We start from the raw sequence: 23,046 nt of genomic DNA, 5'->3' as shown, positions 1-23,046 counted from the left end.
CCTCACTTCTTTAATGCACTAAACCATCATCTTCGTTGCTTTGTTCATTCTCAAGCAAGTGTTTGTATTTGGGGTTTCGAGCAGCGAATTCATGGATGCGGGAACCGTAGTTCGTGATCCATTGTCGTACCACCCTTTCAGTCACTTCTTTCCCCTGATATTCGTATCCTGCTTTGGCATATGTGGTTTCAAAATCTTCCCATACGAGCTCGACCCACGTTCTTGCCCTTTCATAAGAAAGTTCACTGTTTATTTCCAATAATAATTCAGTAAGCTCATGAAATGTCGTCTCCATTTTTTCTCCTCCTTTTCCATATGTTTTTATGATAAAGTACAGCGTGTGCATCCATACTATTAGTACGTGGTTAAGCTTAGTGGAGCCTTTGCTTTTTCACGGTATGAAATAATTAAACCTTTTAGGAGGCAGATTATGCGTAATAAAACAACCGGGTTCCCCAATATGAATAACAACAAATTCGAAGGAGAACCAAGAGCTAAAGCCGAATATGCATCCAAAAGGGCAAATGGTACCATCAATACCCATCCTCAAGAACGTATGGCGTCTTCAGGAAAAAGAAAACAAGACTCGATATAAGAAGTTAACTTTTTAGGGGGTAGTCACGATGGCAAACATGAAAAATAATTTCAACCAAAATAAGTACAGCAGTCCATTTAACAAAGCATTTTACAATCCAAAACATGCTCATTCCCAGGCAAATGGACAAACCACGCAAACACAGAATATGATCATTCTTGAAGCTGAAACCCGTAAACGTTCTTAAATGTCCAAGGTCCGTCACTCACCGCTTCATGCGGCGGGGGACGGACCTTGGTTTTAATTTTTGTCAGATTTCAGAAGGGAAATCGGCAGTGCTTCTTCCTTTCCATCACCGCCAAGGCGGTATCCCCAGGCAAATACGCCGTTCAGATAGTCTATCTTAAAGAATACACCGGGATCCCCTTCGATGGCGTAAATACCGCCGGATTTATAATCATCAGGGTTCATCAGGTACGCTTGAGCCATCAGCGCTTTACGTTCGAGCACAGCGAATTCATTAACAATCCCAAGCTGTTCAGCTTTTCTTGCTTTTTCCTTTAGGCTGGCAATTTCCTGCTGTAATTCATGTTGTGACATTTCACTGTATCTTCTTTCTTGCTGTTCCATGTTCTCATCACCTCTACTAATGATAATTATAGATAAGATGATACAATAAGGAAAGAGGATAAGCTTGATTCGGGTCTTAGTGGTGCAAAGAAGTTTTCAATACATTCTACATAAATTATGAAAGGACGATTCGTCATGAAAAAAGCAATCATCACTGGTGGAGGCACAGGTCTGGGGAAAGAACTAGGCAAGCTGCTATCAAAAGAGTATCATATCGTTTTGTTAGGGCGCACAAAAGAAAAGCTGGAAGAAGCTGCAAATGAAATAATACAAACCGGGGGCGAAGTCTCGTATGCAGTTCTTGATGTGCGTTCAAGAATCGATATCGAACAAGTCTGCTCCACAGAAATCCTACAGGATGATATTGAATTATTGATACATAATGCAGGAGTCGGCTATTTCGGCCCATTGACGGAAGCGAAGGACGAAGAACTTGAAGCGATGTTTGAAACCAATGTTATCGGCCCCATCCGCTTAACGAAAGCCCTTCTGCCTCAGTTGGAAAAGGGGCATACCACCATTATCAATATCATTTCCACTGCAGGCTTAAGAGGTAAAAAGAACGAATCACTGTATGTGGCAAGTAAGTTTGCACTGAGAGGCTTCGGAGAGAGTTTGCAGAAGGAATATCAGGATTCAGGACTCAAGGTCGTCAACGCTTATATGGGCGGCATGAATACACCGTTCTGGGATGAGACCGATCATATCAGCGACCGTTCACGTTTGCGATCCCCGGAGGAAGTGGCAGAAATCATTGTGGAACAATATAAGTCGAACGATGAAATCGTCATCGAATCCAAAAAATGACATTAAAAAAGTCGGGGGCCATCCCTCGACTTTTTTATATACGAATTTAAGGAGCAAACGGAAAAAACATAAAAGCCACGAAGAAAAACAATAAAGGAACGATTACAACAGCTAATAAATCCATAACAATCAACAAGGCGATCCACACCCATCTCGCACCTTCAGTTTGTTTTTTATACTGCATGATGCACCGAATATTCAAGAGTATCAATAACATCATTATTCCAATAAAAAAGAAAGGCACAACCCATTCACCAAGTGTTTCTGCATGCCCCTGATTTCTCCATTCAAGCTTCCCCAATGAATAATAATCCGTTTGCAGTTTCATCACCATTTCCCCAACGAGAAACGTAAGCCCCGTCGCTAAAACGATTCCTCCTGCAATCAATTTAAACCTTTTTCCTGTCCCTATAAGAAGAACCAGCATGATACCTGTAAGCAAGACCGCAGCGACTTCCACCCCTTTTATCCCCCCTTCATGCTTTTAAAATCCCTTGTTCAATCTTCTTCCTTCAACACTTCAAGAAAATGTTCGATTTTCTCTATCGTAAACCCTTTCCGATACAAAGTCTGTTTCATTTTCTGCTCGTATTCATATCCCTCATATTTAGAAGAAAGCCTTCTGTGTGCTTTCTTCCCTTGATGATAAAGGGCATCCCATTGTTCATCCTTATCCCGTTCGATATCGAGCGTTTCCCAAACCCTTTTCATAACCGAACCGGCATATCCTTTACGCTGAAGATTTTGTTCGATTTTCTGCTTGGCAATCATAAAGGAGTCTTTCCGATACTTCTTCATAAGTTTCTCAGCGATCGCCACCGCTTTATCGACCTGCTTCTCTAAAGTAAATGCCTCGAGAGCTTCTTCAATGTATGGATCGTCCACACCTTTTCGGTACAATTCCCCCCGGATCCAGCTTGGACCCTTGTCAGAAGTATTGATCTGGGTCCCTGTAAAGGCCTTTGCAAATTCTAAATCGTCAATATACTTCATATCCTTTAGTTTATGAATGACTTCCCCGATGATGCCTTCTTCTAGTTCATTGCCCTTCAGATGATCCCGGATTTCTTTTTCAGTTCTCATTCTGTATGACAAAAAATGAATCGCCCTGTTTAAAGCTTTTTTCACATCATCTTCATATTGCATTCCCGAAATTTCAAGTTCATCGACTTCAAGTCCTTTTCGGAGCCCGAATTTGGCGAGCACAACTTCATCAACGCTGAAAGCATATTTGCCGTCAATAAATAAATTATACCGTTCATCATTTTTCACTTGTTTCGTAATTTTCGTTATGACACCCATATTTTCCACCTCCTTACTAATGTAACACATCGGATTATGTTTTTTATTCTGCAAATAGGTAAAATAATAACTATAACTGGAGGGATGACCATGAAAATAGCCATTACTGGAGGAACAGGATTTGTCGGTCAGGCCGTGACTAAGGAGCTGTTGGACCACCATCATGACGTTGTAGTCCTGACAAGGAGCCCGGATAAATATGAAGACCGCTCCGGAGTTACTTACGTTAAATGGTTGACTGAAGACGCCGATCCACTGAATGATCTTGAAGGGACGGATGTTTTCATCAACCTTGCAGGCGAATCCATCAACAGCGGCAGGTGGACTGATGAGCGGAAGAAGCGGATCATTAACAGCCGCATATCGTCAACACAGGAAGTCATCAATATCATGAAAAATCTATCGCACTCACCTTCATGTTTAATCAATGCGAGCGCGATTGGATTTTACCCTTCTTCAACTGAAAGTACGTATACGGAAGCTTCCACAGAGAAAGCACATGATTTTCTCGGGGAAACCGTTCAAATATGGGAAAAGGAAGCATCAAAAGCAGAAAAATCAGGATTTCGCGTAGTTTACACAAGGTTTGGCATCATTCTTGGAAAGGGTGATGGGGCTCTTCCACGGATGGCCCTTCCCTATAAACTGTTTGTAGGCGGAACCGTTTTACCCGGAAACCAGTGGATGTCCTGGGTCCATATAGACGATGTTGCCCGGGCGATCCGGTTCTCGGCTGAGAATGAAGCGATCTCTGGGCCTGTGAATGTCACAGCCCCTACACCTCTCAGAATGAAGGAATTCGGGATCATTTTGAGCAGTGTATTAGGGAGGCCCCATTGGATGCCGGTACCTCCCTTCGCTTTAAAAATCGCAATGGGCGAAATGAGCCAGCTCGTATTAGAGGGGCAGAAGGTGCTACCGAGCGTGCTTTCAGAAAATGGATTCCAATTTGAGTATCCTGAACTTGAAAGTGCACTGGTGAATATTTATCATTCTAAATAGGTATGTCCCCTTCTTTTAAAGGTAAAAATAGTAGTAAATCTTTGAAAAGAAGGGAAGTACATAGTATGGATAATAAGCGTAAAAAAGACAAAGACCGATCAAAGCTTTCAAGTATGCAAGAGGTTACCTACTCAAGAGAATTCAAAAGAGCAGACCGTGCTGCCGGATTCAGCCCTAAACGGCATACGTAAGCAAATATTACCTAACTAAAAGTTCCCCTTTTGATAAAAAATAAAGGTACAAGCTCACATCACAGTGGGTCTTGTACCTTTGTTTTTAACCTACTAAAAAGGGGATGTTCGTATTGGGCAGATCACGAGGACATAAAAAGCACGATAAAAACCTGAACAGCTTGCCACAGACACCTGCTGCATTAAAGTCAGACGGTGTAGACGAAGAGTTCTCAAGAGAACTTGCCGACCAGGCTGATATGGAAGCACAGGCCCGAGCAAACGCTGCGAACCAGCGTGCACGTGTGAAGAAAAACCAATAGCAGTCCCCTCATGGTTAAAGAATTGGACCTGAGGAATTCAAAGAAGCCACCCGTCTTTAATGCCGGGTGGCTTTATCCTTTCATTAAATTCTTCAAACGACGAATGCTTTTTTATGTTGATTTTTATTGTGGAGAAGGTTCTGCTTCAAGTATGGCATCACCCAATGATCTGCACCCCAGTAGTAAGCACCTTTACCTGTAAAGAGAAGGATCACTGCCACTGTAAGAAGGATGGGATTAGTGCTTATTGTACCTGCCATCAGGAAGTTCAAGTTCATGAATGCCCCGGCAAGCAGAGCAGGTATTGTCATTAATCCTGTAATCAAGCCGAGCCCCACCAGTACTTCTCCCCAAGGAATCAGGATGTTGAACAACTCAACATTCGGTACGGCGAAACCTTCCAGAAATGCTGCATACCAGCCTTGTACAGCCGGATGTTCACCGGTTGCTTTCGCCATTGCCCCTTGGAGAAATCCGCTTGCGTCAAATCCATCGTTCACTTTATGCCAGCCTGCTTCAAACCATTTGATTCCCAGCCAAATTCTAAATACTGTCCAGATAACGCTAACTTTTTCATTGTGCCACCATTTCATGATGGGGTCATCTCCTTATTATATATTGTGAAATATTTCACAAATACAAGTAAAAAAAATAATGTGTTAATCAGCTGATTGATAAAGCTTAGTTTGTGAAATGATTCACATTTACTTTACACTTATAATATACTCCTTCCCCCCTGGTTATGCAATAGATATTGACCTAGTTCATAAATCTGTCAAATATTGAAAAATGATTTTTGACAATTACAGAGAAATTGGTTCTCTTTCATCAGGCTTCTGCCACCATACCAGAAGCCTATGAATGACCTTTTCCTGCTTCATCCTCACTCATGTGGGAAAGGACGTCTACAACACCAAGCCCACAATCTCGTCCACCCACTCAGCCCGTTCATCAACACCAAGCTTTTTACATAGACGACCATGTACCTGTTTAAATTCCGGCACGATACTCTTCATCACATGATAAATCCCTTCAGGATCACGCCCTGCGTCCCATCGTGCAAGAAGGTCCTGCTCCCTCTTATCAAACAAAGATCGCTCCCCTTCATATTTCGACCACTCACCCGATGCATTGGGCTGCCTGTCATCCGCCATATCCCAGCCAGCTGCCACGCTCCAGCGCATCATATCCAACGAATGGAGAGCATAGTAAAGTTCCCCCCTTTTCATTCTTCTATACACCTCATGCATATGCGCGAAGAATTTACTTCTCCATATCTCAAATTCACCGATATTCACTTCAAAATGTAGATGTTGAGATTGTTCTCTGACACCCTTGACGATATCATAAGGGTCATATTCGATACCGGCCTCTTCCTTCATATAATGAGAAGGTTTGAGGTCTTCTTTCTTATAGTAAAAAGCATCCACCTTTACGAAATTATTGAAGTGGGCCACTGTATGTTTCGCCCAGGGGAAGTCTTCGTAATATAAGACGTCTCCCCAGTTCATCGCCCGTTCTTTCTTATTTTTTCTATACGTTTCATATACTTCATCTGTTACGACGATTCTCAGATCCAAATCCGAATATCGGTCGTGATTCCCCTTCGCCATCGATCCGCCATAAAAAACTGCCAGAACATTTTCATCCTGAATCAAATCTCTATTAATAGCATTCTTTAATTTCTCCCGTTCGTGGATCAATCTCGCATCTCTTTCTTCGTGTGTCGTTTCGAATTCCAAGTTTTTCACCCTTTCTATTTAAACGTATTCCGCTCCATCACCACAGTGAAATCTTCCTCCCTGACCTCACACTTTTCAGATAGGAGCAAGGATTGAAATTTGTTTAATAATTGTTGTATTTCTTCAGATTGATTGATTAACTCGATGCTTCTATTATATTCTTCTTCATTTCTATACCTCGTTATTTCCATCCACTCTGATGGGTCGTCCTTACTTTTAAGGTGGAAGGAATGAGAGTCTATATGTCGGCTGTAGATGTCTGCCGCTTTTTCCTGGATTCTTAAATACTCTTGTTCTTTGTCCTGCTGAATATGATATTCATATAGTTTAATAAACAAAGGATCACTCCTTTTCAATTATCACCTAAGGATATTGAATAAATGTTACCACAAATTCCCTATTTCTTTTTATTATTTTCCTATAATCTGATGATAGATGTAATAGATTTTAAATGATGTATTGGTATGAGCTGGCAAGGATAAACCGAAGCGGAAGAAGCGGTAAAATCGCCTTCTCATTTTATAAAACAAAAAGCGTTGCTCCTCCAGAAAAGAAGTAACGCTTCCTTTATCTAAATGAACACTCCCAGCTTGTGCACACGATGTTACGGCCGCTTTGTTTAGCTTTGTATAAAGCTTCATCCGCCTCTTGAAAGAGAGACTCGTAGGCCTCTGCATTGGGATCAAACGCGGAAACACCCACAGATACAGACAGTTGAAGCTTCTTCTGATCCGGCAGGACAAATCGATACCCATATACCGCTTCCCTGACCCTGCCTGCGATTTCTTTTGCTTGTTCCACGGTACATTTAGGAAGCAGCAAGGAAAATTCCTCTCCCCCGTTCCGGGACAATATGTCGCCTGACCTGGTTAATCGGCTCAATAATTCAGCAAGCTGTTTTAACACTTCGTCACCTGCTGTATGGCCGTATGTATCATTTATTTGTTTAAAATGATCCACATCAATCAGACAAATGGCGCACCTTTCCTTCTCCTCGATCGCTTCTTTGATCATGCGGTTATAATGGCTGTCAAACGAACGGACATTATAAAGACCTGTCAAAGCGTCCCTCAGGGCATTTTCTTTATACTGATAATAACGCTCGCTTGTCTTCCTGATATAATCGACAAAATATAAGGTCAAGCAGCCGCCGATCAATGTACTGAGGACATGGAATAATGCAAAATCCAACACCTCTGCATATTTGTCAACAACGATGAAAAGGGCAATCGAGAAAATCAATTGACTGTACAGCAGAAGAGCCGTCCACCTTTTCCATGGAGTTCCTTTCAGGTACTTTACAATCAAGCCCGATCCAACAGCAATCGCAAGCATCATGAATAACGCCACGTAAGAGGAGAAGTTCACCGCGATGAAGAATCGTCCTGCGATGATGACGGCAGCAGAAATGATCGTCGGTAAGAATCCTCCATAAAACGCTACTAGAATGACGGGGATATGCCTCAAATCTAGAATCGTTATGTCGTTGACACCGATACTGTAGTGCATCAGGATAATACCGAGAATTCCCGCCAGTATACCGTCCATTATTTTTATGTGGACCGGTGATGTGAAGGTCAGCCTCTTCTTCCTGAACAGTTGGTGCCAAACAAACGTGAAAGACATTAACAGCGAAATGTTTATTACTAAATCACTTATCATATCTGTATCTTTCCTCACATTTTATATAATAGGTAAATTATACCGTAATTCCGTAGGTGATTTCACGTGTTACTTAAATATATTTAATCATTCATACTCTTCTGGCGGAACTTCGGGATGAAATTGATAGATATCCAAGGCAATTTTACCTTTATTGTTGACGCATACTCCCTCTGATTCAAGGTGGTCTTTTTGTTGATTAAATCGTTCTTCGTCTTGAAAGCCGATTTCTCCCTTGCTGTTGATCACCCGGTGCCAGGGAAGCTGATGCTTGCCGCTCATCGAATGAAGGATTCTTACCACCTGCCTTGCTCCCCTTTGGCTCCCTGCGTATGCTGCAATTTGACCGTATGACATGACTTTGCCAAACGGGATATTTTTTATTATGTTTATTGCCCTTTCTGTAAAACTTTCCAATTGAAATTACTCCTTTATCATCTGATATGTTTAGTCTCCCTGATTATATGCAATAGTAATAGGGGATGAAAAGAAAGATGATGATCAGCAGAACCTGACAAGCCTCTTTCCTACAATAATCTATCTATTTATATTAAACTAATGATTAGCTAAAGAGAGGACGTGATGGTGAAATGGCGATAAAACTGATTGCCTTAGATATGGATGGAACGCTTGTCAATCACGAAGGAGAGGTTTCTCCGGAGAATGAAAAAGCCATTCAAAGGGCAAAGGAAAAAGGGATTCATGTTGTATTGAGTACAGGGCGTTCTCTTCGAAATTGCAGGGAGATTTCAGATCAGCTTGGCCGTTCTTCCTATTTGATCACTGTAAATGGCGGGGAGATCTACGATCATGATTATAACCTGGTCGACAGTACGCCGCTTGATAGAGAGCTTGTTAAAATGCTTTGGACATTGAAGGAAGAACACGATATCTATTTCTGGTCTTCGACTACCCAGGGGTTATTCAATACCCACAACCCTTTTGATCAAGGGATTGATGCCTATGACTGGCTAAAGTTTGGTTTCGATATCAAAGAAGATGAAGTCCGTAAAGTGGTGATGGATGAATTGATGAAAAATAAAGCACTTGAGATCACCAATTCCAGTCCGACGAATATCGAAATCAATCCAGCCGGTGTGAACAAAGCTGCTGCCCTTGTAAAGGTATGCAAATGGCTTGATCTTTCCATGGAAGAAGTAATGGCTGTCGGTGACAGTATGAACGATATCGCCATGATCCGGGAATCAGGCTTTGGAGTGGCGATGGGAAATGCCCAGGAAAAAGTGAAGAAAGCCGCCGATTGGGTAACAGGCATTCATACCGATCATGGAGTTGCCCAGGCGATTGACCGGGTACTCTCTTCCGGTGAATTCAAATAATCAAAAAGAGCAGGATCCATTAATCTTGGATCCTGCTCTTTTTTTCCATAATCAGGGAGATTCCTCCAAAGATGCTCCCTGAATAAATCCTCATTTAACCACGATTTCATCGTTTTCTAGAGAGACTATCATTTCATTGATATCCTCTTCTTCAAGAAGTAAATCAGCAATCTTGTCTTCCACCTGCTCCTGTATAACGCGGCGCAATGGACGCGCTCCAAACTCAGGATGATAGCCTAATTCTGCCAGCTTTTCTTTTGCATCTTTTTCAACGGTAACCGTTATCTTTTGATCGTTAAGCTCTGCTTGCAAATCAGCAATCATCAGGTCAAGGATTTGAAGGAGTTCCTCTTTCTCAAGTGACTGGAATTCAATGATGCTGTCAAAACGGTTCAGGAATTCAGGCTTGAAGTAAGCACCCAATGACTTCAGGATATTGGTTTCTTTCACTGCATCAGTGCCTACCGTATCAAAGCCCACGACCGCTTCTTTCTTATCTGTGACCCCTGCATTACTTGTCATGATAATCACGGTATCTTTAAAACTGACCGTTCTGCCCTGGCTGTCAGTCAATCGTCCGTCTTCAAGGATCTGCAGGAACATATGCTGTACATCCGGGTGGGCTTTCTCGATTTCATCCAGCAGAAGGATGGAATAAGGGTTTCTTCTTACCTTTTCCGTCAGCTGTCCTGACTCTTCGTGGCCTACATATCCCGGAGGTGAACCGATCAGTTTGGATACGGAATGCTTCTCCATGTACTCACTCATATCTAAACGGAGCATGCTATCCTTTGAACCGAATAGTTCTTCAGCAAGTGTTTTCGTTAATTCTGTTTTACCGACACCAGTCGGCCCCACGAATAAGAACGTACCAATCGGACGGTGCTTAGCCTTTAGACCTGCACGGCTTCGGCGGATCGCTTTCGCTACCTTCTTCACAGCTTCAGCCTGACCGATTACTTTATTAGAAAGATTTGTCTCAAGCTCTTTCATGCGTTTTTTGTCATCGCTTTGAAGCTTCCCGACCGGAATGCCCGTCTTCGCTTCAATGATTGATTGGATAAGTTCAGGCTCGACCACTGATTTTTCCTTTGAATTTCCATTTTGAAGCTGCTTCTCTATTTCTTTTTCCTTGTCACGAAGCTTAGCCGCTTCCTCGTATCGTTCTTCCTCCGTTGCACGATCTTTCTCAGCTTTTACCTCATTTAGCTTCTTATGCAGGGCTGATGTGTCCTTCCCTTCAGACTGAAGGTTCATTTTAGAACCTGCTTCATCCATTAAATCAATTGCTTTATCCGGTAAGAACCGGTCCTGGATATAACGATGAGAAAGCTTCACACAAGCCTCTATGGTTTCATCGGTAAACGTTACACCGTGGTAGCTTTCATACTTATCACGCAGTCCTTTTAAGATGTCGATCGCCTGTTCAGGAGTTGGTTCATTCACCATCACTGGCTGGAACCGGCGTTCGAGGGCTGCGTCTTTTTCGATTTGGCGGTACTCTTTCAGTGTAGTCGCACCGATTACCTGTAATTCACCGCGAGCTAATGCCGGTTTTAAGATATTGCCTGCATCCATCGAACCCTCAGCAGATCCGGCACCAACCAACTGATGAATCTCATCAATAAATAACATGACGTTCTTGCGGTTTTGAAGTTCGCTGATGATTGCTTTCAATCGCTCTTCAAAGGATCCTCGAACTCCTGTACCGGCTGTCAAAGAGGCTACGTCCATGACATAAACCTCTTTATTTAACAGCTTGGAAGGAACATCTTCAGCTGTGATTTTCAGTGCCAGTCCTTCCGCAATCGCTGTTTTACCAACACCCGGCTCACCGATGAGAACGGGATTATTTTTATTTCGGCGGTTCAGGATTTCAATCACACGCTCGACCTCTTTATCTCTTCCGATGACAGGGTCTATCAGTCCTGCTTTTGCAGCTTGGGTCACATTGCGTCCGAATTGATCAAGGATCCCATTACCGCCGCTGCCTCCAGTTTGTGTTTCAGGACCATGAGGCTGACCTCCAAATGCTTGAGGCTGATGTCCGCCCGTATTCATGCCTTTGAATAATTCATCAAATGGAAATCCCCCATTTAAACCAGAAGGCATCTTCGACTGCTGCTGTTGAAAACAAGCAGAACACATATGCATTCTTGTCTTATGATTGTTGACTCTTTTAAATACTTCAACCGTTGCCTGATTTTGCTGACATACTTGACATTTCATACAATGTTACCTCCTCATGAGTTATGGATTATATTTAGTAAGTTTAGAAATAATTTAAACATTTCAAGGTCAAGTGTATCCGAAGTTTGACTTTGACTTTCTTTGACCTTATAACCATAGTATAGTTTGACCTTATTTGACTTTCAAGAATTTTGTTTGTGGAACTTTATGTAAAAAGATAAATGATTTTGATCAGAGCCTGTTGAAAAAGAAAACTGCCTCATTCGGCAGTTTCCTTTACAATTATCACTTATTCCTAAACCAGTTCGCGATCCCAGTGGCGGTGTGCAGCCACGGCATTGATGAATTCAGAGGTGAATGTTTTCAAATCTTCGCCTGTTACCACTCCCGAAGCGCCCTTGACTCCGATTTCTTCCAATAGATGTGCGCCCTCATGAGTAGCCCCGATCGGCTTAAAGTGGGCAAAGGCTTCCTTTACAAAATAAGCTGTATTTTCTTTGAAATTTTTATCTGTGACTTTTCCGCCTGCCAGGTATAAGCTGTCGAACAGGACTGAATCACACGTTAAGAAAGTATGGTCGACTTCAAGTTCCTCTCCATCCACTCCTTTTAACACGCCGAGCTTATTGCTTATGATTTCCGGCTGGAGGCCTTCTTCCTTTAAAGTGTCGATGACATTCGCTACATCGGCTCCGTCAAATTGATTGCTTACAATAACCCCTACTTTACGCGTATGGGGTCTTTTGATCGTGTTTTCCTGACTCAGGGCAGGGGACGATTTGGTTACTTTAGTTCCCGGTCCTTCCGGAAGCTTGGCACCGATTGCTTCTGCAAAGCCTTTTGCCAGATCCAGATTGACATGTGCGAACATATCGACCACCTGCTGCCGGATGGATTCATTCATGACTTTCCCCAGTTCAAAACTGAAAGCATTAATCATGTGCTCCTTCTCCGGCTCACTCATGCTGTTCCAGAACAGGGTTGCTTGAGAGAAGTGATCCTTGAAGCTTTCACTTCTGGCTCGGACTTTGCGTCCTTCCATTTTCTCTTGATAATGGGTGTATCCGCCTTCCTCTTCACTTGCAGGTGCAGGAGTATTATGTGCAAGAGAATTTTTATGGTAGCTCACCTGCCCTTTATTGATGGTATGGCGGCCATATCCGTCACGCTGATTGTTATGGAATGGGCAAACCGGACGGTTGATCGGCAACTCATGGAAGTTCGGCCCTCCAAGACGGATAAGCTGTGTATCTGTATAAGAGAATAAGCGTCCCTGTAATAATGGATCATTTGAAAAATCAATACCAGGTACGACAGATCCAGGGTGGAAAGCTGCCTGCTCGGTTTCTGCGAACACATTATCCACATTCCGGTTCAGTGTCATTTTACCGATGATTTTCACAGGCACCTCTTCTTCTGGCCAAAGTTTTGTTGGATCCAGTACATCAAAGTCGAAGTTGAATTCGTCTTCTTCTTTAATCAGCTGAACACCCAGTTCATATTCAGGATAATCCCCGTTTTCAATTGACTCATACAAATCACGGCGGTGGAAATCAGGATCCTTACCATTGATTTTTTGTGCTTCATCCCAGACGAGAGAATGAGTACCGAGAACCGGTTTCCAGTGGAACTTGACGAAGTGGGCTTTTCCTTCTTCATTGACGAAGCGGAAAGTGTGAACACCGAATCCTTCCATCATTCTGAAACTGCGTGGTATTGCCCGGTCCGACATGGCCCACATGACCATATGGGCGGACTCCTGATTATTGGCTATAAAGTCCCAGAAGGTATCATGGGCTGTCGCTGCCTGAGGCATCTCATTGTGAGGCTCCGCCTTGATCGCGTGTACAAGATCAGGGAATTTGATGGCATCCTGAATGAAGAATACTGGAATGTTATTCCCCACTAAGTCGTAGTTGCCTTCTTCCGTATAGAATTTAGTGGCGAACCCGCGTGCGTCACGGACTGCTTCTGCAGACCCCCTATTCCCTGCCACCGTCGAGAAACGGACGAATACTGGAGTTTTCTTGGAAGGATCCTGCAGGAATCCCGCTTTCGTATATTCTTTCATAGACTCATAGACTTCGAATTCACCATGAGCAGCAAATCCCCGTGCATGGACAATGCGCTCCGGAATACGCTCATGGTCGAAATGAGTCATCTTTTCACGGAAGTGGAAATCTTCCATCAAAGTAGGGCCGCGTTCACCGGCTTTCAGGGAAAACTCATCTTCTGACACCTTCAGTCCTTGATTGGTAGTCAGATGTTTGCCGCTGTCATCCACCCGATACTGTTCAAGTTGTTCATTCTTACTATTTTCGTTAACATTGTTATTCTTCTCGTTACTCATTCTCTCAACCCTTTCATTTACTATGTAAATTCTCTGTTGGTTTTCTACCCTTATTAACTGGATATAAACATAATTTGGAATGTCGATGTGGGAAGGACTGATTTTTGGAACCGCCCAAAGTGACAATTTTTTAGAATTGCCGGTAATTCAATAGTTTTGTCCGCTTATCTACAAATCTGTCCGTACATCCATTTTTTGTCCGAAAATCTTTTCCTCAACATTCCCACCTCGTATCAGAGCCCAAATATCCGTTCTCCACCGGAAAAACCCATGTTATACTCTAAAAAGAAAGAAAATTCCATCAATTAGGAGTGTATTCCATGAACGATGAAAGCAAATGCCCCTTCTGCCATCCGCATGAAGACCCAGATCAGAACATCATATTTGAAAATGACACTTGTTATTTCCTTCAGCACAATCTTCAGCAGGAGGTGCTCGAAGGCTGCGGTGTCATCGTGCCCAAGAAACATCAGCAAGATGCTTTCGCGCTGACAAAAGAAGAATGGAACGATACATATGAACTGCTGCAAAAAGCAAAAAACTATCTTGATGAACGTTTTGATGCAGACGGTTATACGCTAGGTTGGAATGTAGGGAAAGTATCAAATCAATTCATCTTTCACAGCCATTTTCATATCATTCCCCGCTACAACGATGAACCGCTTGCCGGAAAAGGCCTCCGCTACTGGTTGAAGCAGCCTGAAAACAAACGAAAAAAATGAACACTCTCAGGCCCGTCCCGCAGTGCTTTTAAGCACTGCGGGACGGGCCTTTATCCCTGATTTCCAAAAAAACCTGAAAAATCATTTACAAACGTAACATTGTTCTGCTATAGTGTGAATAGGAAACGTAACAATGTTTTGTTACAGATGAAATGAGGTGTTGTGTACATGGATAGCGGCCTTATATCCAAAAAGGAAGTTCTGGAGTTGACAGGTATCTCTTATGGGCAGCTCTATCGCTGGAAGCGTAAGAATATCATCCCGGAAGATTGGTTTATCAAGAAGTCCAGTTTTACTGGCCAGGAAACTTTCTTTCCAAGAGAAAAGATGCTGGCAAGGATAGAAAAAGTGAAAGAATTGAAAGATACCCACTCTCTTGATGAATTATCCGATTTCTTTTCACCGAATCCGGCGAAGATTGAAATCCCACTGGATTCATTAAGGCTTCAAAAGATCCTCCTATCTGACACCATATCGTTCTGCACACCTCTTTTGAAGAACGTGAAAGCAATTGAATTTCGAGACATCCTGAATATGTTCATTCTTGAAAAAGTGCGAACCCGCTTGAACAAAGAAGATGTAAAAACACTATTTCTTTTTTTGGATGAAAACTTCGAGGCTTCTAATAGTCCTTCATATGAACTAAGAGGACTCCGTAAACAAGATATGGTCATATGGATAATGCTTCCGCTCCAATCCGCCACTATTATTGATCAGACGGCCGAGACGATTGTGAAGCTCGATTTACTCCAGATAGTTGAAGAATTAAAAACCAAGTTAACAAGTGAAATTAATTTTTAATTGGGAGGAATACAGGATGAGTACAGTTGAGAAAAAGGAATTGCATGACTTGAAAATCAGCGGGTCTGGTACCTCGGGAGGCGGTCAGTTCGATTCTGTAAAAATCAGCGGCAGCGGTACGATACAAGGTGATATCGAGTGTAAAGACCTTAAAATCTCAGGATCCGGGAAAATTAACGGGGACATTACGACTGAAGAATTTTCATGCAGCGGGTCTTCGAGAATTACCGGGAGCATCAACGCGAAAGAGATTAGCGTCAGTGGAAGCACAAAGATCGAGGGTTCGGTCACTGCTGCTGAAATGTCTGTGAGCGGATCAAGCAAAATCAGTGAGGACCTTGCATGCAAGGAGTTTAGTTCAAGCGGAGCAACGAAAATAGACGGCAAGCTTCACGGCGGAGAGGTTAGATCACATGGTTCACTGAAAGTGGAGAAAGACTGCGAAGCGGAAACCTTCATTTTAAGGGGATCGGTCGCCATCAAAGGACTTCTCAGTGCCGATAAAGTTGATATTAAAATAAGCCATGAATCCTATATTAAGGAAATTGGCGGAGAAATGATTGAAGTGAAAAACGAGCATTCCTCCAAACTATTCAAGCAGGTCGTGAACTTCTTCATGCAGCGTGAAGACCACCTTCGATCCGATTTAATTGAAGGCGATGATATCTACCTTGAAAACACGAAGGCAAAGCTGGTAAGGGGAAAGAATGTGAAAATCGGGGAAAACTGCGAAATCGAAACGGTTGAATACTCCGGCACTTTTGATGTAAAGGATGGCAGTAAAGTAGGCAAGACTGTGAAGAATTAAATCCTTTTGATAGGTTTCCACATTAATATCCTTGAAATAAGCCGGGATATCCTTTCCTGGTTTTTTCTAATTATATAAAAGCCCGTCCCTCACTGCTTTAAAGTGAAGACGGGCCTTGAAACTAATTCAGTATGGTTTTTGAGACGCTTGCTTGTTTCATGGATGGCTGGATCAACAGGTCTTCTTGGTTTATTTTCATCAGTGTTTGCAAGCTTTCATCGACACTAGTTGAGATGGAAGAAAGGTATTGGTGTAATCGGACAAGATGATCATTCATTTCCTGTTTATCATTAAGAATAGCAGTGATGATTTCTATTGGATGATCATTATTTAATAGATAGACCAATTTATTTTCTTTTAAGAATTCCAGATTGACTTCTTCCTGACCTGGTAAATAATCATGAATGAAAATCGGTATTCGTTTATTTAATACTTCTGTAATTGTGACTCCGCCGGGTTTTGTAATGATGGCATCAACTGAATCGTAAATCGCATTCAGTTCTTCCCGGTCATCGATATACATTAATGGTGTTATGTTTGGTTGATCCGAGAGCATGTTGAACAATTTTTCATTGTGACCGCATAGGACGGTGAACGTAAAATGCTGAGCCGAAGAAGGATTCATCATGAATTCCTGCAGCACGCATAACCCATTATTCCCGCCGGCAACCAGAAGATGTTTAGGAGCCGATTCTGCTTTTGTCTCCCTTGTCCTTCCACCTTTAAAGATATCTGAAACAGGAACCCCTGTTGAAAAGATCCGATCTGAAGGAACGGAATGTTTTTGGATTAATTCCTGTTTCGTATCATTGCTCGGAACCAGATGGAAATCAATATTCTTTTTATCCCACACTCCGTTGATAAAGAAATCTTATACACATTCACCGTTTTTGGTGCGAAAGCCGGATACTTTTTCTTCAGCTTCCCCAGAATCCTTGACGGAAATGAGTGGGTGCATATGATGTGCGATGGTTTTTCTTCTTCGATTAAATGTTTGAGTTTCATTTCAAAAAAGATGGAACATATTGAAAGGCTCTTCAACATCCCTGTATAGTCATCGCTCATCATCAACTGTGAATAAAATCGTTTGTAACTTTCAGGAAATGCCTTGATCCACTTTAAATAAAAGCCTGATACCGCATTTTCCAGCAATTGATTCGAGAAAGATAAGAAATCAACAATCTTTACTTCTGCATCCGGATGGTTTTCTTTAATCTTCTGCTGAATTACTTCTGCTACTTTGACATGTCCAGTCGGTACACTGAACATGGACAATAAGATGATTTTCAAATCTTTCCCCTCTCTTTCCTCTTCTTCCTTAAATAGCGCGTCAATGAAGTCACTAAGAAAATGACCAAAAGCCCAACCCCTAAATAAGGAACATAATTCGGATTTATCGGAAACGAACTCCCGAGCCCCCATCCCAGCAGGATGTAGGCGATGGCCCAAAGAAGTGAGCCCGCACCTGAAATAATCAGATATCTCACTATGCTAATTGAAAAAATTCCAGATAAATAAGGAGCGACCTGACGAAGTCCTGGCATGAAGAAACCCATGATGAGCGTTTTCGATGAGTTTTTCGTGAACTTTGCCTCAAATGTCACTGCCTTCTCCTCTGTAATTCCAATCCATTTTCCATATTTATTGATGATGGGATAACCCACAAGCTTTCCGGCATAGTATCCGAAGGTCATCCCTGCAAATGTTCCCAAGAATGAAAACAGGATGCCCCATGGCAGCGATAATTGGCCATGAACTGCTAAGACCCCGACTAAAAACAGCAGCGATTCTTCAGGTGATGGAATCCCTACAATCCCAAAGAATAAAAAAAGAAAAATGATGAAATAACTGTACTCTTGTATATAATGAATGATTTGTTCGCTGCCCATGTCAAGACTCCTTATACTGAGTTGCATCATCAAGGGGGATGAACCGGATATTTCTGTTCAGTGCACCTTCAATGAATGCGTCCAAACATTCTAACATATACTTTGGAGCTTCCTCATCGGCGCCAAGCGTTGCCCCGCTGTCATGGAGCACATACACAGCCCCTTCAGAGTCTGCATTTTTCAAGCGATGAGGCAAGTGTTCCTTGCACTCCTTTACTTTCCAATCCTTAAAAATATGAGACCATATGACAATGCGGTAACGCTTGGTGATGAATAATGAAGATAGATTAAGATGTCCCCATGGAGGACGGTATAAATACGTGTATTCACCGGTTATCCGTTCTAATATTTCATTCGTTCTCTCCAATTGCTTCTTTAAACCCAGTGGGCTCAAGAACCAGCTTGATACATGCCGGTAATGGTGAAGCCCCAATGCATGGCCCTCAGCCCGCATCCGTTTGATTAATTCTGTATTCTGTTCTGCATTCTCACCCACCACAAAGAATGTTGCCTTGACGCCGTGTTTTTTAAGTAAGTCCAATAGGGCACGGGTATAGACGGGATGCGGGCCGTCGTCGAATGTCAATGCAATGGTATGATCATGCGGGACCCTTCTGATGATCTTCACATTCATCCATCGAATGACGATTGTACTTACAATAGAATAAATAAAAAATATGCCTATGATTAGGATCAATAAACCAACCAATGTATAGTTGCACTCCCAGCGATATGAATTGCCAGACAATTTCTGTGTTCAGGGCTGGTCCAAATAAAAAGGATAACCTGATTTATTAGCCCTATGCCATCTTATAATGGTTAATATATTTTATCAATATTCCTTACCCTCTTTGCCAAGACGGTAACCCTGGATGGGATACGAAGCTTTTTCCAAATCCGGCACCCCTTTACAGCCTCACTTTACCTGCACCTTGAAAGAAAGCATATTTTTATTCTGAATCTTCTGCTATATTAATAGGTATATAGTACAAACTTATCAAGCATGTTGGAGGACTTTATGACCCGTCTTACTGAGCACTTGATCGTCATTTCATTTGACTGCTTATCATCACAGGATCATCCCATAATAAAGGATCTCCCCCACTTCAACGAACTGCTTTCAAGAGGATCCCTCTGTAAAAATGTCGAAACCATTTATCCGTCTGTCACTTATCCATGTCATGCCACAATCGTGACCGGAAATTTTCCAAACCGGCACGGTATCGTTAATAATACGTTCATTCAACCTGGCAGGGTGTCTCCCGATTGGTACTGGCACCGCCGTCATATTAAAGGCACCACCCTCTATGATGAAGCAAAGAAAGCCGGCTTTAAGACAGCTGCTCTATTATGGCCTGTTACAGCAAAAGCAGATATCGATTATAACATGCCTGAGATCTTCGCCAACAGCTCCTGGCATAATCAAATCGCTGTTTCCCTTTTTAACGGGACACCTCTTTACCAATTAAGGTTGAACCGCCGCTTTGGCCATATCAGAAAGGGGCTCAATCAGCCCGAACTTGATGATTTCGTTTTGGAGTCGACGATTGCAACGATCAGAGAGAAGAAGCCCAATTTACTGCTTGTTCACTTTACGGACCTTGATACCCAGAGGCATTATCATGGATTTTCTTCTGAGGAAGCCCATTCTGCCATCCGCCGTCACGACAATAGGCTGGGTAAAATCATAGAGGCTCTCAAGGAAGCAGGAATATATGAAAGCTCTGCTGTCGTTGCACTTGGCGATCACAGTGCACTTGATGAATCCAAAGCCATCCAATTAAATGTTTTATTCAAAGAAAAGGGGTTCATCTCCCTTGACCGAAGAGGCAGGGTAAAAGACTGGCAGGCTTATTGTAAAGGCTGTGACGGTTCTGCCTACGTTTATGTAAAAGATTCATCTGTCAAAAAAGAGGTGGAGAAACTTCTTTATGACCTCTATGAAACACCATCAAACGGGATCCAACAGATCTACACCGGGGAAGAAGCTGGAGAAATGGGTGCCGACCACACATGTGCCTTTATGCTGGAAGCCGTGTTCGGCTACTACTTTAAAGATAACCTTGATGGTGCTATCATTCATGAAATCACTCCTGAAGATGTGAAAGAAAAACGGTATACATGGGGCTCGCACGGCTACTCTCCAAAGAAAGAAAACTACACCACGATCTTCATCGCAGCTGGAAAAGGCATCGTCCCTCACAAAGAGCTACATGCCATGCATCTTGTGGACGAAGGCCCTACATTCGCCAGGCTGCTCGGTCTCGACTTAGGTAAGACAGACGGGAAAGTACTTGATGAACTCATTGAAGAATAGATTTATTAAGGGATTATGTTCCTGGGGAGGAATGGTATGATGAAGCGATTTTCCAAGGAAGAAAGCAGCTGGATTTTTTATGACTGGGCTAATTCCGCCTATTCAATCATTATTTCAACTGCGGTTTTCCCCCTATTTTATAAAGCTGCAGCCACGAACGCGGGTGTCAGTGCAGCGGATTCCACTGCATATTTAGGATATACCGTTGCCATTGCTACCTTCATTCTTGCGATGCTGAGTCCGATCTTAGGTACGATTGCGGACTACCAAGGCTATAAAAAGAAATTCTTCACCTTTTTCTTTGCCCTGGGGGTAATCTTTACGGCGATCCTTGCATTTGTACCCAGTGATCAGTGGCTCCTGCTTCTCATCTTTTATACAGTGGCAGCCATCGGTTCCGCGGGGTCGAATGTTTTCTACGATGCTTTCCTGACAGATGTCACAACAGAGGAAAGAATGAACAAAGTATCTTCAAGAGGGTTCGGTTTCGGTTATATCGGGAGTACCATCCCTTTTATCATCAGTATCGCGATTATTGTGCTATCGCAAAACGGGATCCTGCCGCTATCGACGACCATTGCAAGCAAAATCGCTTTCTTGATCACCGCTGTCTGGTGGGGACTATTTTCCATTCCGCTTATCAAAAATGTTCATCAGCGTTACTTTATCGAAAGGGAACCGAAGCCCGTGGTGAACAGTTTCAAAAGGTTAGGCAAGACGATTAAAGAAATCAGGCAGTATCGTGCCCTCTTCTTATTTCTTCTGGCCTATTTCTTCTATATCGATGGAGTCGGAACGATCATTACGATGTCTACCGCGTATGGGACGGACCTTGGCATTACGGCGACAAACCTTTTGATCATCCTGTTCGTCACCCAGGTGGTTGCAGGACCTTTCGCGATTCTTTACGGCCGCCTTGCAGAACGATTTACGGGTAAAAAGATGCTATATGTCGGAATCTGCATTTATATTATCGTTTGTATTTATGCCTATTTCCTTGAAACGACCATGGATTTCTGGATTCTCGCCATGCTTGTCGCTTCTTCCCAGGGCGGGATCCAGGCACTCAGCCGGGCTTATTTTGCCAAATTGATCCCAAAGAAGAATTCAAATGAGTTCTTCGGATTCTATAATATTTTCGGTAAATTCGCCTCCATCCTCGGTCCGCTCCTTGTCGGGGTGACTGCACAAGTTACGGGGGATTCGAGCAGCGGGGTCTTCAGTCTGGTCATTCTCTTCATTATCGGATTAATCATCCTTGCATTGGTACCTGAACCCAAAGCCGGTGAAGTAAACAAACCAACCATCGTATAAGAAAAGCGGAAGCGCCTTGTTCAGCCGCGACAAGCGCTCTTGGGCCGACCGGTAAAGTCGCTCTTTGACTTCAGTGGGCGGACCGAAACGTCTCGAGGGGCTAGGCGCTGGAGCTGGACCATACTCCTTGTAGGATTTATACTTTCTTATAATTTAATAAAAGCGCCTGTGCCCTCAAATTCGAGTGGCCAGGCGCTTTTCATTAGAATGTATGTGCCAAATCCTTTGCCCGTGCAATTCCGTTTGCTTTGATTTCATCCGCTTTATCGGGATTGGCTGCATGTCCCTCCACAAATACCCCCTCAAACGACGGCACACCGAAAAATTGCATGATGATTTCCAGATAGCGGTGGCCCATTTCCATCGATGCAGCTGGTCCTTCAGAATAGATCCCGCCACGTGCTTGGATATGCAGAGCTTTTTTATCGGTTAAGAGTCCCACAGGACCCTCTGCAGTATATTTGAAGCTTTTCCCCGCAACCGCAACCGAGTCAATGTATGCCTTCATGAGCGGCGGGAAAGAAAAATTCCACAAAGGAGTGACAAATACATATTTATCACCTGCTGTGAATTGATCGGAAAGCTCGTTCAAACGCTGCACTTTCTGTTTTTCTTCCGGGGATAATTCTTCAAATCCTTTTCCTGACTGCAGCTTTCCCCAGCCGCTGAACACATCAGCATCGATATGAGGAATGTGCTCCTTGTATAAATCGATATGTATCACCTCATGATCTGGATTTACTTCTTTATATGTGTCGATGAAAGCTTTCGCTGCCGCCATACTGTAGGACATGCTGTCATCATGTGGATGAGCGGTGATGTATAATACTTTTGTCATATTGAACCCTTCCTTATCATCAATTTTTTCGTCTTATTCATTTTGTGAAGAAATTGATATTCTATTCGCGGAAGGGCGGCAAAGACTTTTTCACATAAAAAGATGCTGCCATTTCTGACAACATCCCTTTTCCTAGTTTTCCTCTGCCACCGCTTGGAACGGGTTTCCTGCGATATTTTTTCTCATTTCTTCAGTCAATTCGAATGGTTCATTTTCTGTTGGTGCCCCGCTGGCCATGTGGTTGCTTCCATCGTAATGAAATGGTTTATTGTCCACCTATCAACACCTCCGTAATGTTTATGAA

At 42.9% G+C, this 23,046-nt stretch carries 29 protein-coding genes; 12 read left to right on the top strand and 17 right to left on the bottom strand.

Annotated elements, in window-relative coordinates:
* Positions 1 to 10 precede the first annotated feature (10 nt).
* The gene (locus HWX64_RS05415; protein ID WP_175987959.1) at positions 11 to 295 is read right to left on the bottom strand and encodes a YfhJ family protein; all 285 of its coding nucleotides are present in this window, start codon (positions 293 to 295) and stop codon (positions 11 to 13) included.
* A 135-nt stretch (positions 296 to 430) separates the two neighbouring features.
* Between HWX64_RS05415 and HWX64_RS05410 the strand changes: the two genes are divergently transcribed.
* Both HWX64_RS05410 and HWX64_RS05405 read left to right on the top strand, forming a co-directional pair.
* A complete protein-coding gene (locus HWX64_RS05410; protein ID WP_032086301.1) occupies positions 431 to 595 on the top strand; it encodes a small, acid-soluble spore protein K in 165 nt (54 codons plus the stop codon).
* A gap of 28 nt (positions 596 to 623) precedes the next feature.
* The gene (locus HWX64_RS05405; RefSeq protein ID WP_175987957.1) at positions 624 to 782 is read left to right on the top strand and encodes a YpzG family protein; all 159 of its coding nucleotides are present in this window, start codon (positions 624 to 626) and stop codon (positions 780 to 782) included.
* A gap of 53 nt (positions 783 to 835) precedes the next feature.
* On the opposite strand, the gene HWX64_RS05400 is transcribed toward HWX64_RS05405, so the two are convergent.
* Positions 836 to 1,165, bottom strand: coding sequence for a YfhH family protein (locus tag HWX64_RS05400; protein ID WP_175987955.1), 330 nt, complete (start codon positions 1,163 to 1,165; stop codon positions 836 to 838).
* A 135-nt stretch (positions 1,166 to 1,300) separates the two neighbouring features.
* On the opposite strand from HWX64_RS05400, the gene HWX64_RS05395 reads away from it, so the two are divergent.
* The gene (locus tag HWX64_RS05395) at positions 1,301 to 1,972 is read left to right on the top strand and encodes an SDR family oxidoreductase (protein WP_175987953.1); all 672 of its coding nucleotides are present in this window, start codon (positions 1,301 to 1,303) and stop codon (positions 1,970 to 1,972) included.
* Positions 1,973 to 2,018: 46 nt separating this feature from the next.
* Here the strand turns inward: HWX64_RS05395 and HWX64_RS05390 are convergent, their stop codons facing one another.
* Together HWX64_RS05390 and recX are read right to left on the bottom strand one after the other, a co-directional pair.
* Positions 2,019 to 2,432 carry a hypothetical protein gene (locus tag HWX64_RS05390; protein ID WP_175987951.1) on the bottom strand — a complete coding sequence of 138 codons (414 nt, stop codon included), beginning with the start codon at positions 2,430 to 2,432 and terminating at the stop codon, positions 2,019 to 2,021.
* 38 nt (positions 2,433 to 2,470) lie between these two features.
* Positions 2,471 to 3,274: a recombination regulator RecX gene (recX, locus tag HWX64_RS05385; protein ID WP_175987949.1), complete on the bottom strand. Its 804-nt coding sequence runs from the start codon at positions 3,272 to 3,274 to the stop codon at positions 2,471 to 2,473.
* A 90-nt stretch (positions 3,275 to 3,364) separates the two neighbouring features.
* Between recX and HWX64_RS05380 the strand changes: the two genes are divergently transcribed.
* The 3 genes from HWX64_RS05380 (at position 3,365) to HWX64_RS05370 (ending at position 4,769) form a co-directional block, all read left to right on the top strand.
* Positions 3,365 to 4,276, top strand: coding sequence for a TIGR01777 family oxidoreductase (locus HWX64_RS05380; RefSeq protein ID WP_175987947.1), 912 nt, complete (start codon positions 3,365 to 3,367; stop codon positions 4,274 to 4,276).
* A 65-nt stretch (positions 4,277 to 4,341) separates the two neighbouring features.
* Positions 4,342 to 4,467, top strand: coding sequence for a YfhE family protein (locus HWX64_RS05375; RefSeq protein WP_175987945.1), 126 nt, complete (start codon positions 4,342 to 4,344; stop codon positions 4,465 to 4,467).
* 113 nt (positions 4,468 to 4,580) lie between these two features.
* The gene (locus tag HWX64_RS05370; protein ID WP_175987943.1) at positions 4,581 to 4,769 is read left to right on the top strand and encodes a YfhD family protein; all 189 of its coding nucleotides are present in this window, start codon (positions 4,581 to 4,583) and stop codon (positions 4,767 to 4,769) included.
* Positions 4,770 to 4,861: 92 nt separating this feature from the next.
* Here the strand turns inward: HWX64_RS05370 and HWX64_RS05365 are convergent, their stop codons facing one another.
* The 5 genes from HWX64_RS05365 to HWX64_RS05345 all read right to left on the bottom strand — a co-directional run bounded on the left by HWX64_RS05365 (position 4,862) and on the right by HWX64_RS05345 (position 8,590).
* Entirely contained in the window at positions 4,862 to 5,362 is a 501-nt protein-coding gene (locus HWX64_RS05365; RefSeq protein WP_175987941.1) for a DoxX family protein, read from the bottom strand.
* A gap of 312 nt (positions 5,363 to 5,674) precedes the next feature.
* Complete coding sequence (locus HWX64_RS05360) at positions 5,675 to 6,520, bottom strand: nucleotidyltransferase domain-containing protein (protein WP_254871043.1); 846 nt, start codon at positions 6,518 to 6,520, stop codon at positions 5,675 to 5,677.
* Between the two features lie 5 nt (positions 6,521 to 6,525).
* Complete coding sequence (locus HWX64_RS05355; protein WP_175987937.1) at positions 6,526 to 6,849, bottom strand: hypothetical protein; 324 nt, start codon at positions 6,847 to 6,849, stop codon at positions 6,526 to 6,528.
* A gap of 229 nt (positions 6,850 to 7,078) precedes the next feature.
* On the bottom strand, positions 7,079 to 8,173 hold the full coding sequence (locus tag HWX64_RS05350; protein WP_175987935.1) for a diguanylate cyclase: 1,095 nt from the start codon (positions 8,171 to 8,173) through the stop codon (positions 7,079 to 7,081).
* Positions 8,174 to 8,260: 87 nt separating this feature from the next.
* Positions 8,261 to 8,590: an MGMT family protein gene (locus HWX64_RS05345; RefSeq protein ID WP_175987933.1), complete on the bottom strand. Its 330-nt coding sequence runs from the start codon at positions 8,588 to 8,590 to the stop codon at positions 8,261 to 8,263.
* Between the two features lie 173 nt (positions 8,591 to 8,763).
* On the opposite strand from HWX64_RS05345, the gene HWX64_RS05340 reads away from it, so the two are divergent.
* Positions 8,764 to 9,513 carry a Cof-type HAD-IIB family hydrolase gene (locus HWX64_RS05340; RefSeq protein ID WP_175987931.1) on the top strand — a complete coding sequence of 250 codons (750 nt, stop codon included), beginning with the start codon at positions 8,764 to 8,766 and terminating at the stop codon, positions 9,511 to 9,513.
* A gap of 90 nt (positions 9,514 to 9,603) precedes the next feature.
* On the opposite strand, the gene HWX64_RS05335 is transcribed toward HWX64_RS05340, so the two are convergent.
* Together HWX64_RS05335 and HWX64_RS05330 are read right to left on the bottom strand one after the other, a co-directional pair.
* Positions 9,604 to 11,742, bottom strand: coding sequence for an ATP-dependent Clp protease ATP-binding subunit (locus HWX64_RS05335; protein WP_175987930.1), 2,139 nt, complete (start codon positions 11,740 to 11,742; stop codon positions 9,604 to 9,606).
* Between the two features lie 256 nt (positions 11,743 to 11,998).
* Positions 11,999 to 14,053 carry a catalase gene (locus tag HWX64_RS05330; protein WP_175987927.1) on the bottom strand — a complete coding sequence of 685 codons (2,055 nt, stop codon included), beginning with the start codon at positions 14,051 to 14,053 and terminating at the stop codon, positions 11,999 to 12,001.
* Positions 14,054 to 14,373: 320 nt separating this feature from the next.
* Here HWX64_RS05330 and HWX64_RS05325 point away from each other — a divergent pair, with 320 nt between their 5' ends.
* From HWX64_RS05325 to HWX64_RS05315, 3 genes are all read left to right on the top strand, one after another.
* Entirely contained in the window at positions 14,374 to 14,775 is a 402-nt protein-coding gene (locus tag HWX64_RS05325) for an HIT family protein (protein ID WP_175987925.1), read from the top strand.
* Positions 14,776 to 14,943: 168 nt separating this feature from the next.
* A complete protein-coding gene (locus tag HWX64_RS05320) occupies positions 14,944 to 15,576 on the top strand; it encodes a DUF4004 family protein (protein WP_175987923.1) in 633 nt (210 codons plus the stop codon).
* A 16-nt stretch (positions 15,577 to 15,592) separates the two neighbouring features.
* Complete coding sequence (locus HWX64_RS05315; protein WP_175987921.1) at positions 15,593 to 16,384, top strand: polymer-forming cytoskeletal protein; 792 nt, start codon at positions 15,593 to 15,595, stop codon at positions 16,382 to 16,384.
* A 121-nt stretch (positions 16,385 to 16,505) separates the two neighbouring features.
* Here HWX64_RS05315 and HWX64_RS05310 read toward each other — a convergent pair whose 3' ends face one another.
* From HWX64_RS05310 to HWX64_RS05295, 4 genes are read right to left on the bottom strand one after another with little or no spacing between them, the layout of a single operon-like run.
* Positions 16,506 to 17,237, bottom strand: coding sequence for a hypothetical protein (locus HWX64_RS05310; RefSeq protein ID WP_175987919.1), 732 nt, complete (start codon positions 17,235 to 17,237; stop codon positions 16,506 to 16,508).
* Entirely contained in the window at positions 17,174 to 17,674 is a 501-nt protein-coding gene (locus tag HWX64_RS05305; RefSeq protein WP_175987917.1) for an MGDG synthase family glycosyltransferase, read from the bottom strand. Before HWX64_RS05305 ends, HWX64_RS05310 begins: the two co-directional genes overlap by 64 nt.
* A complete protein-coding gene (locus tag HWX64_RS05300; RefSeq protein WP_175987915.1) occupies positions 17,671 to 18,273 on the bottom strand; it encodes a DedA family protein in 603 nt (200 codons plus the stop codon). Before HWX64_RS05300 ends, HWX64_RS05305 begins: the two co-directional genes overlap by 4 nt.
* 1 nt (position 18,274) lies before the next feature.
* A complete protein-coding gene (locus HWX64_RS05295; protein ID WP_254871042.1) occupies positions 18,275 to 18,982 on the bottom strand; it encodes a polysaccharide deacetylase family protein in 708 nt (235 codons plus the stop codon).
* A gap of 309 nt (positions 18,983 to 19,291) precedes the next feature.
* On the opposite strand from HWX64_RS05295, the gene HWX64_RS05290 reads away from it, so the two are divergent.
* Entirely contained in the window at positions 19,292 to 20,590 is a 1,299-nt protein-coding gene (locus HWX64_RS05290; RefSeq protein ID WP_175987913.1) for an alkaline phosphatase family protein, read from the top strand.
* A 36-nt stretch (positions 20,591 to 20,626) separates the two neighbouring features.
* Positions 20,627 to 21,904 (top strand): MFS transporter, encoded by a 1,278-nt coding sequence (locus HWX64_RS05285; protein WP_254871041.1) that lies wholly within the window; start codon positions 20,627 to 20,629, stop codon positions 21,902 to 21,904.
* 202 nt (positions 21,905 to 22,106) lie between these two features.
* Here HWX64_RS05285 and HWX64_RS05280 read toward each other — a convergent pair whose 3' ends face one another.
* Positions 22,107 to 22,742, bottom strand: a complete 636-nt coding sequence (locus HWX64_RS05280) for an FMN-dependent NADH-azoreductase (protein WP_175987911.1) — start codon at positions 22,740 to 22,742, stop codon at positions 22,107 to 22,109.
* A gap of 132 nt (positions 22,743 to 22,874) precedes the next feature.
* On the bottom strand, positions 22,875 to 23,018 hold the full coding sequence (locus HWX64_RS05275) for a hypothetical protein (RefSeq protein WP_175987910.1): 144 nt from the start codon (positions 23,016 to 23,018) through the stop codon (positions 22,875 to 22,877).
* Positions 23,019 to 23,046: the final 28 nt, after the last annotated feature.

Source organism: Bacillus sp. Marseille-Q1617 (genome assembly GCF_903645295.1).
In the GTDB taxonomy this organism is placed as follows: Bacteria; Bacillota; Bacilli; order Bacillales; family Bacillaceae_B; genus Rossellomorea.
Note: the sequence above shows the minus strand (reverse complement) of the source record. Positions and strands in the feature narration are given on the sequence as shown.

Bases quoted from the DNA above. Each gene is read 5' to 3' on its own strand.
- HWX64_RS05365 (WP_175987941.1), bottom strand. From the start codon at position 5,362: ATGAAATGGTGGCACAATGAAAAAGTTAGCGTTATCTGGACAGTATTT.
- HWX64_RS05340 (WP_175987931.1), top strand. From the start codon at position 8,764: ATGGCGATAAAACTGATTGCCTTAGATATGGATGGAACGCTTGTCAAT.
- HWX64_RS05325 (WP_175987925.1), top strand. From the start codon at position 14,374: ATGAACGATGAAAGCAAATGCCCCTTCTGCCATCCGCATGAAGACCCA.
- recX (WP_175987949.1), bottom strand. From the start codon at position 3,274: ATGGGTGTCATAACGAAAATTACGAAACAAGTGAAAAATGATGAACGG.
- HWX64_RS05395 (WP_175987953.1), top strand. From the start codon at position 1,301: ATGAAAAAAGCAATCATCACTGGTGGAGGCACAGGTCTGGGGAAAGAA.
- HWX64_RS05380 (WP_175987947.1), top strand. From the start codon at position 3,365: ATGAAAATAGCCATTACTGGAGGAACAGGATTTGTCGGTCAGGCCGTG.
- HWX64_RS05375 (WP_175987945.1), top strand. From the start codon at position 4,342: ATGGATAATAAGCGTAAAAAAGACAAAGACCGATCAAAGCTTTCAAGT.
- HWX64_RS05405 (WP_175987957.1), top strand. From the start codon at position 624: ATGGCAAACATGAAAAATAATTTCAACCAAAATAAGTACAGCAGTCCA.
- HWX64_RS05280 (WP_175987911.1), bottom strand. From the start codon at position 22,742: ATGACAAAAGTATTATACATCACCGCTCATCCACATGATGACAGCATG.
- HWX64_RS05350 (WP_175987935.1), bottom strand. From the start codon at position 8,173: ATGATAAGTGATTTAGTAATAAACATTTCGCTGTTAATGTCTTTCACG.
- HWX64_RS05415 (WP_175987959.1), bottom strand. From the start codon at position 295: ATGGAGACGACATTTCATGAGCTTACTGAATTATTATTGGAAATAAAC.
- HWX64_RS05320 (WP_175987923.1), top strand. From the start codon at position 14,944: ATGGATAGCGGCCTTATATCCAAAAAGGAAGTTCTGGAGTTGACAGGT.
- HWX64_RS05335 (WP_175987930.1), bottom strand. From the start codon at position 11,742: ATGAAATGTCAAGTATGTCAGCAAAATCAGGCAACGGTTGAAGTATTT.
- HWX64_RS05315 (WP_175987921.1), top strand. From the start codon at position 15,593: ATGAGTACAGTTGAGAAAAAGGAATTGCATGACTTGAAAATCAGCGGG.
- HWX64_RS05400 (WP_175987955.1), bottom strand. From the start codon at position 1,165: ATGGAACAGCAAGAAAGAAGATACAGTGAAATGTCACAACATGAATTA.
- HWX64_RS05285 (WP_254871041.1), top strand. From the start codon at position 20,627: ATGATGAAGCGATTTTCCAAGGAAGAAAGCAGCTGGATTTTTTATGAC.
- HWX64_RS05330 (WP_175987927.1), bottom strand. From the start codon at position 14,053: ATGAGTAACGAGAAGAATAACAATGTTAACGAAAATAGTAAGAATGAA.
- HWX64_RS05300 (WP_175987915.1), bottom strand. From the start codon at position 18,273: ATGGGCAGCGAACAAATCATTCATTATATACAAGAGTACAGTTATTTC.
- HWX64_RS05410 (WP_032086301.1), top strand. From the start codon at position 431: ATGCGTAATAAAACAACCGGGTTCCCCAATATGAATAACAACAAATTC.
- HWX64_RS05290 (WP_175987913.1), top strand. From the start codon at position 19,292: ATGACCCGTCTTACTGAGCACTTGATCGTCATTTCATTTGACTGCTTA.